Source organism: Phytohabitans sp. LZ39 (assembly GCF_059359075.1).
This window is the reverse complement of record NZ_JCADBM010000012.1, coordinates 195,456-210,712: the sequence shown is the minus strand read 5'-3', so window position 1 is coordinate 210,712 and position 15,257 is coordinate 195,456. Positions and strand designations below refer to the sequence as shown.

The following is a 15,257-nucleotide window of genomic DNA, read 5'->3' as shown; positions in this document are numbered from 1 at the left end:
GATGGTCCGTCACCTCTGTGTCCTCGTGTCCGCCGCCGCGCTCACCCTCGGCGCGGCCGTCCCGCCAGCCGCCGCAGCACCCGACCCGGCCGCGCCCGCGGCCACCGCCCAGCCCGCCGGCCTGCCGGCGGGTCAGCTCGCCGCCCTCCGCCGCGACCTCGGCCTGAGCGACGCGCAGATCCACGACCGCCTCGTCGTCGAGGCGGCCGCCCCGTTCGTCGAGCGCCGGCTCCGCGCCGACCTCGGCGAAACCTACGGCGGCGCCTGGGTCGCCCAGGACGGAAAGTCACTCGTCGTCGGCGTCACCGACCGGACAAAAGCTTCCCTGGTACGGGCTGCGGGTGCCCAGCCGCGGTACGTGACCCGAGGCGCGGCCGACCTCGACCGCACCAAGGCCGCACTGGACCGCCGCACCGCCGGCGCGGCCGTCCACTCCTGGTACGTCGACCCGACCACGAACAGCGTGGTGGTGGAGGCCTCCACTGTGGACGCCGCCAGGCGCTTCGCCGCCGGCGTCACGGGCGTCCGCACGGTCGTCAAGGCCACCCCCTACCGCCCGGTGTACGACGTGCGCGGTGGCGACGAGTACGTCATCGACAACCGCGTCCTCTGCTCGGTCGGCTTCGCGGTCGCCGGCGGCTTCGTCACCGCCGGCCACTGTGGAGGCACCGGCAGCACCACGAGCGGCAGCGGTGTCGCGCAGGGCACGTTCCGCGGCTCGTCCTTCCCGGACAACGACTACGCCTGGGTCCAGGTCAACTCCAACTGGGTCTCCCGCCCGGTCGTCAACACGTGGAACGGCGGCACGACGAACGTGGCCGGCTCGCAGGAAGCCGCCGTCGGCAGCTCGGTGTGCCGCTCCGGCCGCACCACCGGCTGGCGCTGCGGCACGATCACCGCCAAGAACGTGACCGTCAACTACTCGGGCTCCCTTGTGTACGGTCTGGTGTCCAGCAGCGCCTGCGCCCAGCCCGGCGACTCCGGCGGCTCGTTCATCTCCGGCAACCAGGCCCAGGGCGTCACCTCCGGCGCCGGCGGCAACTGCTCCAGCGGCGGCACCACCGTCTACCAACCGGTGAACGAGATCCTCGGCGTGTACGGCCTTTCCCTGACCACGACCGGCGGCGGTAGCACCAGCCGCATCATCGGGTACGCCAGCAAGTGCGTCGACGTGCCGGGTTCCAACGGGGTCGACGGCCAGTACCTCCAGCTCTATACCTGCAACGGCACCGCGGCCCAGAACTGGACCTTCCCCGGCGACGGCACGATCCGCGCCTTCGGCCTCTGCATGGACGTGGCCTGGGGCTCGACCGCCAACGGCGCGGTGATCCAGCTCGCGAACTGTAGCGGCAACCCGGCACAGCAGTTCGTGCTCACGGCCGCCGGCGACCTGGTCAACCCGCAGGCCAACAAGTGCGTGGACGTCGCCGACTGGAACACGGCCGACGGCGCCCGCCTCATCACCTGGGACTGCCACGGCGGCGCCAACCAGAAGTGGCACCGCGGCTGACGGTCGTCTACCCCCACGCACGCTCGGGCGGCACCGCCCCACGGTGCCGCCCGAGATCCCCCCGGAGATGTGGCTACGGTCGCGCTTCGTACACGATGTTGAAGGGGGTCTCCGCCACCCGGCGGAAGCGGGTGAACCCCGCGTCGACGGCCAGGTGGCGCACCGGCTCCTCGCCGGCCTGCGCGCCAAGTGAGTAGCCGCCCTCCTGGGAGAGCGCGTTCGGCACGCAGAGGAACGCGGAGAACGAGTAGTAGACCCGGCCGACCGGGTTGAGGTTGTCGCTCACCGTCGCACCGGCCGCCGGTTCGACGATCATCCAGGTGCCGTCGTCGGCCAACTGGCCGCGGATGTGCCGGGCGGCGCCGAGCGGGTCGCCCATGTCGTGCAGGGCGTCGAACGTGGTCACCAGGTCGTAGGGCCCGCCGCCGAACGACTGCGCGCTGGCCGCCTCGAACCGCACGCGCCCGTCGACACCGGCGTTCGCCGCCTGCTTGCGGGCCGCCGCCACCGACTCCCCGTGGTAGTCGGAGCCGGTGAACGTGGACGCGGGGTACTCCTGGGCCATCAGGATCGTCGACGAGCCGTGGCCGCAGCCGACGTCCGCGACCCGGATGCCGTCGCGCAGCCGCGCCTCGACGCCGTCCAGCGCGGGGAGCCAGGAGGCGACGAGGTTGGCGCTGTAGCCGGGCCGGAAGAAGCGCTCGCAGCCGGTGAACACCTCCGCGTCGTGCTCGTGCCAGCCGACCCCCTCGCCGGTGCGGAACGCCTTGGTGATCTCACCCTCCGCCTTCAGCGCGCCGAGGGCGAGCTGGAACGCGCCAGGTACGAAGATCGGCCCCTCCGGATCGGTGAGCGCGAACGCCTGCTCCTCCGTCATCGCGTACTCGCCGGTCGCCGCGTCGTACTGGATGTAGCCGCCGGCGGCCTGCCCACGCAGCCACTCCTCGACGTACCGGGGTGCGGTGCCGGTGCGCTCGGCCAGCTCCTGCGGGCGCGCCGGGCGCTCGGCGAGGGCCCGGTAGAGGCCCAGCCGGTCGCCGACGACGATGCTCCCGGCCGCCATCGTGGCGCCGAGGTCACCGACGAAGCGGTGCACGAACTCCATAAGACGATCTTCGTTGACTGCCATGGTTACCCTCCTGGCTCGCGTCGTATTGCCTGTTTGTACGGCGCGCGCTGGGTGCGGCGGATCCGTGGCGACTACCGAGGTCCGAGCCTGGCGTTACGTACATCGGGTTGCGCCGGATTGCCGACACCGTAGGTAGAGATCGCGTGCGATGATCCGAGAAATGGGCCGATCGATCCTGGAACGCGAGCGTGAGCTCGCCGAACTCGGCGCCGCCGCCCGCGAGGCGAAAAGCGGGGACGGCTCGATCGTGCTCGTCATGGGCGAGCCCGGCATCGGCAAGTCGAGCCTCGTCGACGCGGTGCGCGGGGTGCTGCCCGCCGAAGGGCGGCTGCTGGTCGGCTACTGCGACGACCTCGCCACGCCACGCGTGCTCGGCCCGCTGCGCGACCTGATCGGCAGCGTCGGCAAGCGGCTCACCCAGGCGCTCGAGTCCGGCGACCGGAGCACCGTGATCGACGCCCTCCGCGCGGAGCTGGACTGGCCCGACCACCCCACCGTGCTCGTGGTGGAAGACGTCCACTGGGCCGACGAGGCGACGCTCGACGTCCTGCGGTTCCTGGTGCGGCGGATCGCGCGGCTGCCCGCGGTGCTGGTGCTGACCTACCGGGACGAGGAGCTGACCCGCGACCACCCGATGCACCAGCTGCTGGGCCTGGCGTCCGGTGCCCGGCGGCTGCGCCTGGCCCGCCTGTCCCCGGACGCGGTGCGCCGCCTCGGCGCGCACACCGGGATGGACCCGGAGCACGTGTTCGCGGTGACCTCCGGCAACCCGTTCTACGTCGCCGAGGTGTACGCCTCCGGCGACGCCGACAAGGTGCCACCGACCATCGCCGAGGCGGTGACGGCGCGCATGAAGGACCTCGACAGCCGCTCCTGGGACGCGGTGGAGCAGCTGGCCGTCGTGCCGTCCGGCGTCGAGCGGTGGCTCGTCGACGCGGTGGTGCCCGGCGGCCTCCCGGCGCTCGCCGCCGCGGAGCGGCGCGGGGTGCTGACCGCCTCGGCGAAGCGGATCGGCTTCCGCCACGAGCTGATGCGCCGCGCCATCGTCGACTCGATGCCGGCCGTCCGCCGCGTGGCGTGCAACCAGGCGGTGCTCGCCGCGCTGCTCGACCGGCTGGACACCGTCGACCTCTCCCGGGTCATGCACCACGCCGCCGAGGCCGGCAACGACGCCGCCGTGATCCGCCATGGCCCGGCCGCCGCACGCGAGGCGGTCGCGGCCGGATCGCACCGCGAGGCCGCCGCGCACTACCGTCTGGTGCTGACCCACCGCGCCCACTTCACCGTGGCGGAGCAGGCCGACCTGCTCGAGGAGTACGCCATCGAGTGCTACACGATCGGCCTCGGCGCCGAGTCGGTGCGCGCCCAGCGGGACGCGGTCGAGGTACGCCGCGGGCTCGGCGACCCGCGTGCGCTCGGGCTGAGCCTGCGCTGGCTGTCCCGGATGCAATGGTGGGCGGGCGTCCGCGCGGACGCCGAGGTCAGCGGCGCCGAGGCGATCGAGATCCTGGAGGGTGCCGGCGACCCGCGGGCGCTGGCGCTGGCCCTGAGCAACCGTGCGCAGCTCTGCGCCATGGCCGGCCACAACGACGAGGCGGTCGAGGTGGGGCGGCGGGCCGCGGCCATGGCGCGGGAGATCGGCGACGCCGGCATCCTGTCGCACGCGCTCAACAACGTCGGCACCGCGTCCTGGCACCACGGCGACTCCGACGCCGAGGCGCTGCTGAAGGAGAGCCTCGCGGTCGCGCTTGAGGCCGGCGAGGTCGAGCATGCCTGCCGCGCGTCCACCAACATGTCCTGGCAGTACCTCGACGACCTGCGCCTGGACGAGGCCGAGCGGCTCCTCGAAGACGCGATCGAGCTGGCCGACGAGGCCGAGTTCCTGGGGTTCCTGCGCTACCTCCACCTCACCAACGGCATGCTCCTCCTGCTGCGCGGCGCCTGGGACGAGGCGGAGCGCGAGGCCGAGTGGGCCATGCACGAGGGCCCCACCCAACGTTGCCCTGCGATGGTGGTGACCGGCCGCGCCCGTGTCCGCCGCGGCCAGGAGGGTGGCGACGAGATCATCGCCGAGGCCTGGGAGCTGGCCAAGGGCCTGGGCGAGGCGCAGCGCCTGGCGCCCGCCGCGAGCGCGCTGATCGAGGCCGCATGGCTACGCGGCGACGCGTCCGCCGCCGCGGCCGCGGTGGCGCCCTACTACGAAGAGGTCCGCCGGTACGGCGCGCACGCCTTCGCCGCCGAACTCGGCTACTGGATGCGCCTGGCCGGCGCGGACGTGCCCGTGGCGGACGACGCGCACCCCTACGCGCTCCAGGCCGCCGGCCGGTGGCGCGAGGCCGCCGAGCTGTGGCAGGCCGCCGGCTGCCCGTACCACTGGGCGAGCGCGCTGGCGCAGGGCGACAACCCCGACGACCTGCTGACGGCGCTGTCTACCCTGGACGCACTCAACGCGGAGCCGCTCGCCCGCCGCGTCCGCCAACGCCTGAAGGACCTCGGCGTCGCCCGCGTGCCGCGCGGCCCCACACCGTCCACACGCGACAACCCGGCCGGCCTCACCGAGCGGCAGGTCGAGGTGGTCCGGCTGCTCGCGCAGGGCTTGAGCAACGCCGAGATCGCCGTCCAGCTGGTGCTGTCGGTCCGCACCGTCGACACGCACGTCGCGGCCGTCCTCGACAAGCTCGACGCCCGCACCCGCCGCGACGCCGCCAGCCGCGCTCGGGCGCTCGGCCTCGTTTCCTAGAGACCCTTCGGAGTCGAGGTGCCGGGCGCTGAGTTCCTTTTAGGACAAAGATTTGAGCTACCGCGATGTCCGTCGTGGTCCAGACCGCCGCTCCCGCGGCCTCACCCGTCCGCCGCTGGCCGCGCTCACCCCCTCGGGCCGCGCGACGGTCGCTGTTTGTCCACAATGCCTGCTCCCGGATCGGCGCTCTGGGAAAGCTGCGGGTTTTCGTCGCCGCCGGTAACCGCCGCGGCGGTGTGAGCGGCGCGAGATTCCAGATCTCGGAGAGTTAAGGGCGCTATTTCAACCCCAACTCTCCGAGATCTCGAAGTCCCGACCCATGAGCTGGTGACGCCGCGTCAGGATGGCGGAGATAGGCCCCGCGAAGAACCCCTTCGGGGCTTGTCCCGCGGACCCGGCAGTGGACGGCCGGGGATCTCGGCTCGCCCCGCGAGCCGCCGGCCGGGAACGGTCCCCGCGGAAGCATACGGTCTCCAACTGACACGGACGGGGGCAAAACCTGCCGGCCCGGCGCTCCAGCGGCTCCACCTTGGCGCGCGTGCCGTCGCGGCGCTGTCGGATCGCTTTCACTCTGGCGGCCGGGTGACGCCCACGATGACGCCACGATGATGCCGGGATGGGACGGTCCCCCAGTCCCTCGACAAGGTGTCGGGGAGGACCGGAGGGGGAACCAACCATGCGTGCACGACTCATGATCGCGTCGGCGGCGGCCACTCTGCTGGCGTCGGCGGTGCTGGCGGCCGTAGCGGCGCCGGCTCAGGCGAGCATCCCGGACGACTGCGACGAGCCGGGCATAGTCGTCTTCCTGGGACCTGGGGACGACACCTACGTGGGCACCGCCGGAGCCGATCTGATCTTCGGCGGGGAGGGCAACGACGAGATCCACGGTGGCGGCGGGCGCGACGTGCTCATCGGCGGCCCGGGCCACGACCTTCTTCTCGGCGACGCGTGCGACGACCTGCTGTACGGCAACCAGGGCAGCGACAGGCTGGGCGGCGGCGGCAACAACGACGTGATGGACGGCGGTCTTGGCGACGACTGGTGCTCCGGCGACCAGTGGCCGGACATCATCTACTTCCAGAACTTCCTGCCCTGCTGACACGCGGCCACCAAAGGTGCCCGGCCCAGGGGCCGGGCACCAGCGCCGTCGTCAGCCCACCGCGGCGGCCGGCGCCGCCGACGGAAACAGGCTGTCGAAGACCACACCGCGGTCGAACAACATGGCGCGGTCGCGTGCCCGCCGCGCCAGGTCGCGTTTCTCGGCCTCCGGCATGTCGAGTACCACCCGGTCCACCGTCTCGGCGAGGGCGGCGATGTCGCCGGGCTCGGTGAGGACCGCCGTGTCGCCGACCGCCTCGCCGGTGCCGCCGGTCAGCGTGGTGACGATCGGCCCGCCGCCGGCGAGCATCTTCTCCGCGAGCGCGATGCCGAACGTCTCGACGAAGTCGGGCTCGGGCTTAGTGGGCAGCACGTACGCGGCACAGCCGGCCATGAGCAGCGGCTTCTCCCGGTCGTCCACATCGGTCAGGAACGTGATCCGGTCGTCCTCTTTGGACATGGCCCGCACGTGTTCCAGCGCCGGGCCGGTGCCCGCCACGATCAGCCGGACGCTGTCGCGGCACCGCATCTGGCCGTACGCGATCACCAGGTCGTAGATCCCCTTGGCCCGCGCGACCCGGGACAGGAAGAGGATGTAGCCGCCGCGCTCCAGCCCGCGGCGCGCGAGCGCGGCGTCGACCGCGGCCGGATCCGGGTCGAGGTAGGCGGAGGCGTCGATCGGCGGGTAGCTGACGGTCACCCGGCGCCGGCACTCGTCGGCGAACCGCGTGCCGCAGTGCGCGTCGACCTGCTCGGCCGAGAGCACGATCTCGTCCCGGGTGTACTCGGACACCGCCACCACCTCGTCACTGGCCAGGAACGTGGTGAACAGGACGGTCGCCGCCCCGAACCGCCCGTCCCGCAGGCACGACTTGATGACGTTGGTGACGTCGGAGCCGACCGCCTTGGCGACGGTGCGCACGTCCGGGGCGTAGCCGGCCGCCCGCGCCGCCGCGACCGCGTCGTTGACGACCGTCGTGTGTGGAACGAGGTACATGGACAGGCACGTGGTCGGCACCCGCTCGGCGAGCAGCTCGACGAGGCGGCCGGTGAGGCCGGCGATGTGCCGCCCGTCCGGCACCCGGTAGTCGCCGACCGCCTCCGGCCGCTCGACGGTGATCCCGGGGCTGTACGGCAGCAGCCGGTCGAGCGGCTTGAGCGGCAGGCCGGCCGCCTGGAGCGCCGGTATCGGCCAGGTCAGCAGCCGGACGTCGTCGTACCCGCGGGTGAGCGCGACCTCGGCGAGGTTGCGCGCCTCGCCGGAGTGGCCGCAGATGACCGGGTCGGCTCTTACCACGATGACGAGACGGCGAGAGGGCAGGATCATGGGGCTTCCTCAGGGGCTGGCGCTGCGCGCGGGGTGGGACGGTGGCCGGATGTCGCATCCCCAGGACGACGGCTGCGGGCCCAGCCGCAGGTGCAGGCGCCCGCCGGCGTGCAGGTCGGCGGCGCGCAGGTGGGTGGCGTGCAGTGGCTTGCCGTTGAGCGTGGCGGACTGGACGTACTGCGGCTTGGGCTCCGCGTCGATGCCGTCCACGCCGATCGGCGTCTCGCGGTGGCCGCTGGTCTCCACGACGAACTCCTCGTCGCCGACCCGGATCGCCGCCCGCTCGAACGCGGGCGCGTTGACCAGAAACAGGCTCTGCCCGGCCACCGGAAACAGCCCCAGCGACGCCCACACGTACCACGAGCTGAGCGCGCCGGAGTCGTCGTTACCCGGCAGCCCGCCCGGCCCGGTGCCGAACTGCCAGGTCAGCGCCGAGTGCACCACCTGCGCGGTGCGGTCGGGCCGGCCCGCGTAGTGGTAGGCCCACGGCACCTCCATGTCGGGCTCGTTGTTGAGCCCCTCGAAGCGGTGCAGCGCGAAGCCGGCGGTCATCTCGGCCGGTGTCGGGTGCCGGCCGGGCTGGGTGACCGGCGGGGCGCCGAAGCCGAAGAAGTGGTCGAGCTTGCCGACGAACGCCGCGTCGCCGCCGGCCAGCGCGATCCGCGCGGCCATGTCGTGAAGCAGCCGGAACGAGTAGTTCCACTTGCCGCCCTCGTAGAACTCGGAGTCGCGCAGCAGCCCGGTCGCCGGGTCGAACGCGTTGGACCACTGCTGGCCGCGCCGCTCCAGGTCGTCGGCGAGGCGCCGGTCGTTGAGCGCGCGGGCCACCTGCGCGGTGCAGTGGTGCGCGTACGCGAGGTCGAGCGTGTGCGTGATCGGGTGCACCAGGCCGTGCTCGAAGAAGTCCTCGCCGTACAGGCGGCGCAGGTCGTCGACCATGTGCACGAGCGCCCAGCTCCAGTCGAGGGCGGGCCGGCCGAGCGCGTGCGCGTCGGCAAGCGCGGTGTGCGCGAGCGCGCTGGCCTGGCGGAAGAACCGGTCGGCGCCGCGCGCCATCCGGTACCCGTTGGGGAAGTTGCCCTCCTCCTCGGCCACCCGGATGAGCGACTCCAGCAGGTCGGCGGAGCGGTCCGGCACGATGGCGGCCAGCAGCGGCAGCTGCGTCTTGTAGATGTCCCACATCGTGCAGATGTCGAACGCGTACGGCCCCGACGACGGCCAGAACGGGCTCTCGTCGTCGGCGAAGCACGGCTTGATCAGCGAGTGGTACAGCGCGGTCGCCATCACCCGGCGCCGGGCGGGCGTGCCACCGTCGACCTGTACCCGGTCGATGTGGTCGGCCCACCGGGCCCGGGTCGCGGCGCGCACGGTGTCGAACGCCGGCTGCGCCGGCCAGCACTCGCGCTCGAGATTCTGCCGCGCCTGCTCGCACCCGCGCAGCGAGAATCCGAGCCGCACCTCGATCGTCTGGCCCGCCTTGACCTGGCCCATGAAGAGCATGCCGAACGGGCGCAGCGTGGTGTGCCGGATGCTCTCGAAGTCGAGGCGGCTGCCGCCGTCGATGAGCCGCCGGTCGTACCAGAGCATCTGCCGCCAGCCCGGACTGTCGACCTCCAGGTAGACCGACAGCGGCACGCCTTCCATCACGACCGTGCCCTGCGCGCGGCCGTGCCCGATGCTCTCCACCTGCGCCCGCAGCGGCACGGTGCGGCCGAGCTCGACGTCGAGGCCGCCGCAGGACATGTCGATCACGACGCGTGCGCTGTGGTGCTCCGGGAACGTGTACCGGTGCACCGCCACCTTCGCGCCGACGGTGATCTCGCAGCGCACCCCGGTGTCGACGGTCGCCGCGTAGTAGCCGGCCTCCGCGATCTCGTCGTGCAGCGGCCAGGCCTGCCCGAGCACGTCGAGCGGCTCGACCATCGGGGTCACCCGGACGTAGTTGTAGTACTTGCGGATCGCCCCGGTGCCGGACTGCTGGAAGTGCGTGAACCCGGACGCCTGCACCCGGTCGAACATCTCCTCGGGCCGGCCCTCGGTGCTCTTCGTGTAGCGCCCGTACCCGGTCGGGTAGGCGCCCGAGTAGGCGCACGCGGACACCATGCCCAGCGGTGACGTGGCGCCCGGATGCGTGTTGCCCACCTGCGGTTTCGGCCACCACCAACTGGCCGCAAGACCAGCTGCCCGGGGCAGGTCGGTCGCGGCCGTACCGATGAAAGGATCAACGTCGTCGAGGATGGTCGGACATTACCCAGAACGCGCACATCCTGGGTTTCGGCCAGATGAAGTCGGCGATACCGCCTTACCGGTAGTCGGCGAAGATCCGGCGCTCGGCGCCGTCGACGGTGATCGTGCCGCCGTGCGGCAGGATCCACTGCGGCCTGGTGTGCCCGAACGGGACGCCGACGCACACCACGGCCTCCGCGTTGTACCGGGCGACCACCTCCACGACCGCGTCCCGCTGCTCGTCACGCAGCCGGGCCCGCTCGTCGGCCGGCGGGCGGCGGGTGAAGTCGGAGACCGGCGGGCGGGCCAACAGGACCGCGTCCACCGCGCCGACCAACCCCCGCTCGCCGAGCGAACGGACGATCCGCGCGACGTTGACCGCCGGGAGCAGCTCCTCGGACGTCTCGATGAGCAGCACCCCGCCCTGAAGGACGTCCGGCGCGAACGGGAACCGCCCCGCGGTCAGGATCCACTCGATCACCTCGACGCATCCTCCCCAGGCCGGACCGCTCACCGATCGGGCCGGCCCGTACCAGCTCCACGGCCCGGTCGGCTCCCGCTCGCCGAAGGACTCCAGGGCACGCGGGTCGGCCCAGTCGACGCCGATGTCCTCGGACTCGCCCGGCTCGGTGATCTCGAGCCGCTCACCGGTCAGGAGGGCCGCCCGCAACGACCGGGCGTGGATCTCGTCGACGCCCGGCCCCGGGCCGAGGTGCACCTGCGAGGAGCCGCCGTAGAAGCTCGCGACGCCGTTTTCCCACAGCCAGTGGTGCAGATTGGTGTTGTCACTGGTGCCGAGGAACGGCTTGGGATCCGCCCGCGCGAGGTCGGCGTCGAGGTGCGGGATCACGGTGATCTGGTCGTCGCCACCGACGACGGCCAGGATCCCGCGGATCTCCGGGTCGGCGAAGGCCGCGTTGACGTCCGCCGCGCGGGCCTCGGCGGTCGCGCCGACCTGACGCGTCGTCGGGTACTCCACCGGAATCAGGCCCGTCACCTCGGTGAGCCGGCGCATGGCCTGCTCGTGCAGCTCGGGGAAGGCGCCGGCCGCCGCGAACGAGGGCGAGAGGACCGCGATGCGATCTCCTGGACGGGCCTTCGGCGGGTGCACGAGCTCATGCGTCATGCCGCGATCCAAACAGATCCGCCTTCGGGCGTCAGTCGCTTTCCACCTCGCGCATCGACCTCGGCGCCGGTACCGCCTCGAAGTGGACGTTGCCGGCGGGCACCATCCAAGTCATCACCTGCACGGCGAGCCGCCCGGCCCGGACCGCCGGGTCCGCCGCGCATAGCCCGCGGGCGGTCGCCGGGTCGACCGACATCACGGAGATCCCGCGCAGGCGCTCGTCGTCCTGGTCGATCAGCGGGCCGCCACCGAGCAGGTAGCCCTGGTCGCGCAGGTCGGCACGGAAAGCGAGGTGGGCGTCCTGGAGCGCGTCGGCCTCCTCGGGCGTCAGCTCCGGCGCGTCCGGCGGCCGCACCAGCAGGACGAGAGTGTGCTGGTCAAACTTCATGGCGAGAGCATAGGAGAACGCCCGGCTCCGGCGTCACGGCCGAACAGCGCGTGCTCACCGAGGCAGCCGCTGGCCGCTCACCCGTGCCGGCTCGACCCAGATCCCAGGAGGGGTGAACACGGCGCCGGAGCGCACGGCGGCGAGGATCCCGGGCGCCTCACGGGGCAGGTTGAGCAGCACCGCCCCGGCGGCCCGGCCGTCCGAGAGCACCAGCCAGCCGTGCGCGTACCGGGCGGGGTCCTCGTGGATAAGCACCCGGTCCCCGGGCGCCGGGCGGACCCGGCCGACCGAGACCAGGTCGATGCCGATGCCCTTGAGGAGCATCGGCGTCTCGGTGGCGGGCGCGGTGCGGTGCTCGCCGAGCGCGTTCGCCGCCGCGACGGTCGCCTGCTCCACCGCCGCCGGCCACAGCCCGGTCACCTGGCCGCGCAGCTCGGCGCAGTCGCCGGCCGCGTAGACGCCCGGGTCGCTGGTACGCAGCTCGTCGTCGACGACGATGCCGTGCCGGGCGGCGATGCCGGCCGACCGGGCGAGCCCCGATTCGGGCGTGGCGCCCACGGCGAGCAGCACCAGGTCGGTCGGCACCTGGCGGCCGTCGGTGAGGGTCGCCGCCCGCACCCGGTCGGTGCCGTGCACCCCGGCCACGGCCGCGCCGCTCACCAGCGCGATCCCCCGCGCCGCCAGGTATCCGGTCAGCAGCTCCGCCGAGCGCGGGTCGAGGTACCGCCGCAGGACAGCCGGACCGCGCACCACAATGGACACTTCGAGGCCCAGCTCGTGCAGGGCGTACGCGCCCTCGACGGCGAGCGGGCCGGCACCGACCACCACGGCGCGGGCGGCACGGTGCTCCTGCACGTACGCCCGGATGCGCACCGCGTCGTCGGCGTCGCGGAGCGCGAAGCAGCCCGGCGTGGCCACGCCCGCGATCGGTGGCACGTCGGCGCGCGCCCCGGTGGCCAGGATGAGCCGGTCGAAGGCCAACCGCTCGCCGGTGCCGAGCGCTACCGTGCGCGCGGCCAGGTCGAGGCCGGCCGCGCGGGTGTTGAGCCAGCAGGTGATGTCGCGGCGCTCGTACCAGTCTTCGGCGAGCAGGAACAGCCCGGCCATCGCCGAACGCCCGTATACCACGCGGGAGATGCCCATCCGGTTGTACAAGGGATGCGGCTCGCGGCCGACGACGTGCACCTCGCAGTCGGGTTCCAGGCGGCGGATCTCCTGCGCGGCGGTGACCCCCGCGATGCCGTTGCCGACGACGACGATGCGGCGCGTGGGTGTCCCGCGGCGCCGCGCGGGTGCGGGTGGCGCGGGGGCGCTGCGCGGGTCGAGCGAGACGGTGACCGGTCCATTGACCCTGGCGCAGCACGCCATCCGGACGTCCGGGCCGAGGTCGAGGCGGCGCAGCGTCGCCCGCTCGTCGTCGGCCGGCGGTGACAGCTGGTCGGCGCCGGCCAGGATCGCGACCGGGTCGGCGCCGCAGACGCCCATCCGGCACCCGGCTTCGATCGGCAGCCCGTCCTTCTCCGCCAGGTCGAGCAGGCTTTCCCCGGCGGTGGCGACCACCTGCCGCCCCTGTGGCTCGAACGTCACCTCGCACCCGGAGTCGCCCGCCAGCCGGGCCGCGCCGTCGGGTGGGAGGCGCACCGGCTGGCTCTCCACCGACCACCGCAGGAACAGCCGCCGGACACCGAAGGTCCGCAGAACCCAGACGCCCGCGAGCCCGAACACCGCCACGCGCACCGGCCAGGAGACCGCCGCCGCCGGTACCCCGGTGAAGTGGTGGACGGTCTCGCCGAGCACCGGCGCGGCGAACCAGTAGAAAGTGGACAGCGCGACCGCGCCGTACACCGCCGCGAGCGCGCTGGCCGGCAGCCGCAGCAGCGCGTCGAGGGCGAAGAACGAGCCGGCGCTCGCCAGCACCACGGCGAAGAAGACGAGGTAGAAGAGCGCCGCCGGCACATCCGGTACGACGAAGAAGCCCACCACCACGCCCGGGAAGCAGCCGGCGAAGAACGAGCGCGGCGCCGTCCACCGAGGATCGTTGTCGTGCATGTCCGCCTGGTAGGCCACGCGCGGGTTGAAGTCGTAGCAGTGCTTCGCGCAGCCGACGCACGGCCGGCAGTGGCTGTTCGGCACGGTGACGAACGGCGTCTGCCCGTACAGCCGCTGCACCGGCAGCAGCGGGCACACGCTTGAGCACCAGCCGCTCTTGCCCCGAAACAGCAGGCCGCCGGCGAGCGCGCCAGCCATCACACCGACCAGCAGGAGAGCCGTCGCCGGTCCACTGTGGTCGAAGAGCACGCGGCGGGTCGGCACGAGCACGAGGAACAACCCGACCGCCACCACGAACCCGCCGTTGCGCAGCCAGGCCGGCGGTGGCTTCGCCCGGCCGAAGCCGGCCCGGCGGGGCAGCTGGTTGGTGGCCGCGAGCGGGCAGCTGTTGCGCCAGAGGCCGGGCGCGACCACCCACAGCAGGGGCAGCAGTGGCACGGCCAGCCCCCACAGCAGTTGGAGGCCGGTCGCCGGTCGCGCCAGGAGCAGGACACACAGCCCGGCGACCGCGGCCACGGCGACGGCCTGCGGCCCGACCCAGAAACCGGCCGGCAGGCGGCGCCGCAGCTGGAGGTAGGTGGGAAACGGATGGGTCGCGGCGGCCGGCGCGGGTGGCTTGACGGCTTCGTGCGACGCTCGCCCGCCGACCACGGCGATGTCGACCGCGGCGAGCGAGGCGGTGTCGCCGAGCGCCAACCGCGTGGTGCCGCTGATCCGGTCGCCGTTGACCCGCGTGCCGTTCATGCTGCCGAGGTCTGTCACGGTCAGCTCGCCGCCGATCACCTGGAACCGCGCGTGGCGGCGGGAGACGCTCGGATGCCGCACCGCGAGCATGTCCGGCGCCCGGTCGGCGCGCCGCCGGCCCACCTCGACCAGATCCGTGACCACCACCCGCCGCGCCGACCGGTCCGGCTCGCGGATCTCCACGATGTACTCGCGGCGCACGCCGGCACGCAGATCCACTGTGGACAGCAGCGAACCGTGCGCGCTCATCAGCCCCCCACCAGCCTCCGGAGCCGGTGCAACCGGACGGCGAGCACCTGCGCGAGGTCGAAGAGCAGGTGCCGCGCGAGGGTCGGGTCCTTGCCGGCCAGCACCTCGAAGCCGGCCAGGCTGAGCCGCAGCACAGTGGCCTCGGTGGCCGCGTGCACCGTCGACCGCGCCGGCTCGCCGGTGAGGAACGTCAGCTCGCCGAACACCCCGCCGGGCCCGAGCTCGTCGACGACGTGCCGCCCGGACGCGACGGTCACCCGCCCCGCCGCCACGATCCACAGGCACCGCTCGGCGTCGTTGGCCGCGAAGATCCGCTCACCCGGCTCGTAACGCCGAGGCTGGGCGTGCTCACCGATCAGCGCCCAGTCGGCCGCGGTGGCCTCGCGGAGCAGCACGCCGGTGTCGGCGGCCGGCTCACGGCCGGCCGCCGCACTCCCCCCGTCCTCATCGCCCGGATAGTCGAACAGACCGGAGACCATCGTCAGTCCTCGATTCGATGGGGACTCCCGCAGTCTACGAACCCCAGGCAAGTCCAGATCTTGGTACGGATGGGCCCTCAGAGGGGCCAATCCGTACCAAGATCTCGGGTTATCCACAGCCTCTCCCAACGCGGCGACGGCTTGGTCAGGATTTGCTCGTGTGGTCTGGGGATCTCGACGTTCTGTTGTTTC

General features: G+C 72.9%; 10 protein-coding genes. 3 read left to right on the top strand and 7 right to left on the bottom strand.

The annotated features are described in order from the left end of the window. The first annotated feature begins 1 nt into the window (after position 1). Complete coding sequence (locus AC5L36_RS23635; RefSeq protein WP_441219598.1) at positions 2 to 1,510, top strand: ricin-type beta-trefoil lectin domain protein; 1,509 nt, start codon at positions 2 to 4, stop codon at positions 1,508 to 1,510. A 73-nt stretch (positions 1,511 to 1,583) separates the two neighbouring features. Here AC5L36_RS23635 and AC5L36_RS23630 read toward each other — a convergent pair whose 3' ends face one another. Continuing rightward, positions 1,584 to 2,639, bottom strand: a complete 1,056-nt coding sequence (locus tag AC5L36_RS23630) for a class I SAM-dependent methyltransferase (protein ID WP_441219596.1) — start codon at positions 2,637 to 2,639, stop codon at positions 1,584 to 1,586. A gap of 160 nt (positions 2,640 to 2,799) precedes the next feature. Here AC5L36_RS23630 and AC5L36_RS23625 point away from each other — a divergent pair, with 160 nt between their 5' ends. Continuing rightward, positions 2,800 to 5,379 (top strand): ATP-binding protein, encoded by a 2,580-nt coding sequence (locus tag AC5L36_RS23625; protein WP_441219595.1) that lies wholly within the window; start codon positions 2,800 to 2,802, stop codon positions 5,377 to 5,379. 676 nt (positions 5,380 to 6,055) lie between these two features. Further along, the gene (locus AC5L36_RS23620) at positions 6,056 to 6,478 is read left to right on the top strand and encodes a calcium-binding protein (protein ID WP_441219593.1); all 423 of its coding nucleotides are present in this window, start codon (positions 6,056 to 6,058) and stop codon (positions 6,476 to 6,478) included. Between the two features lie 51 nt (positions 6,479 to 6,529). On the opposite strand, the gene AC5L36_RS23615 is transcribed toward AC5L36_RS23620, so the two are convergent. The 6 genes from AC5L36_RS23615 to AC5L36_RS23590 all read right to left on the bottom strand — a co-directional run bounded on the left by AC5L36_RS23615 (position 6,530) and on the right by AC5L36_RS23590 (position 15,065). Next, complete coding sequence (locus tag AC5L36_RS23615; RefSeq protein ID WP_441219591.1) at positions 6,530 to 7,804, bottom strand: glycosyltransferase; 1,275 nt, start codon at positions 7,802 to 7,804, stop codon at positions 6,530 to 6,532. 9 nt (positions 7,805 to 7,813) lie between these two features. After that, a complete protein-coding gene (locus tag AC5L36_RS23610; protein WP_441219734.1) occupies positions 7,814 to 10,042 on the bottom strand; it encodes a glycoside hydrolase domain-containing protein in 2,229 nt (742 codons plus the stop codon). A gap of 64 nt (positions 10,043 to 10,106) precedes the next feature. Next, a complete protein-coding gene (locus tag AC5L36_RS23605; protein WP_441219589.1) occupies positions 10,107 to 11,156 on the bottom strand; it encodes a S66 family peptidase in 1,050 nt (349 codons plus the stop codon). Between the two features lie 31 nt (positions 11,157 to 11,187). Further along, positions 11,188 to 11,544: a YciI family protein gene (locus AC5L36_RS23600; RefSeq protein WP_441219587.1), complete on the bottom strand. Its 357-nt coding sequence runs from the start codon at positions 11,542 to 11,544 to the stop codon at positions 11,188 to 11,190. A gap of 54 nt (positions 11,545 to 11,598) precedes the next feature. Continuing rightward, positions 11,599 to 14,586 (bottom strand): FAD-dependent oxidoreductase, encoded by a 2,988-nt coding sequence (locus AC5L36_RS23595; protein WP_441219585.1) that lies wholly within the window; start codon positions 14,584 to 14,586, stop codon positions 11,599 to 11,601. Next, positions 14,586 to 15,065 carry a Crp/Fnr family transcriptional regulator gene (locus AC5L36_RS23590; protein WP_441219583.1) on the bottom strand — a complete coding sequence of 160 codons (480 nt, stop codon included), beginning with the start codon at positions 15,063 to 15,065 and terminating at the stop codon, positions 14,586 to 14,588. The genes AC5L36_RS23595 and AC5L36_RS23590 overlap by 1 nt, the downstream gene beginning before the upstream one ends. Between the last annotated feature and the right edge of the window lie 192 nt (positions 15,066 to 15,257).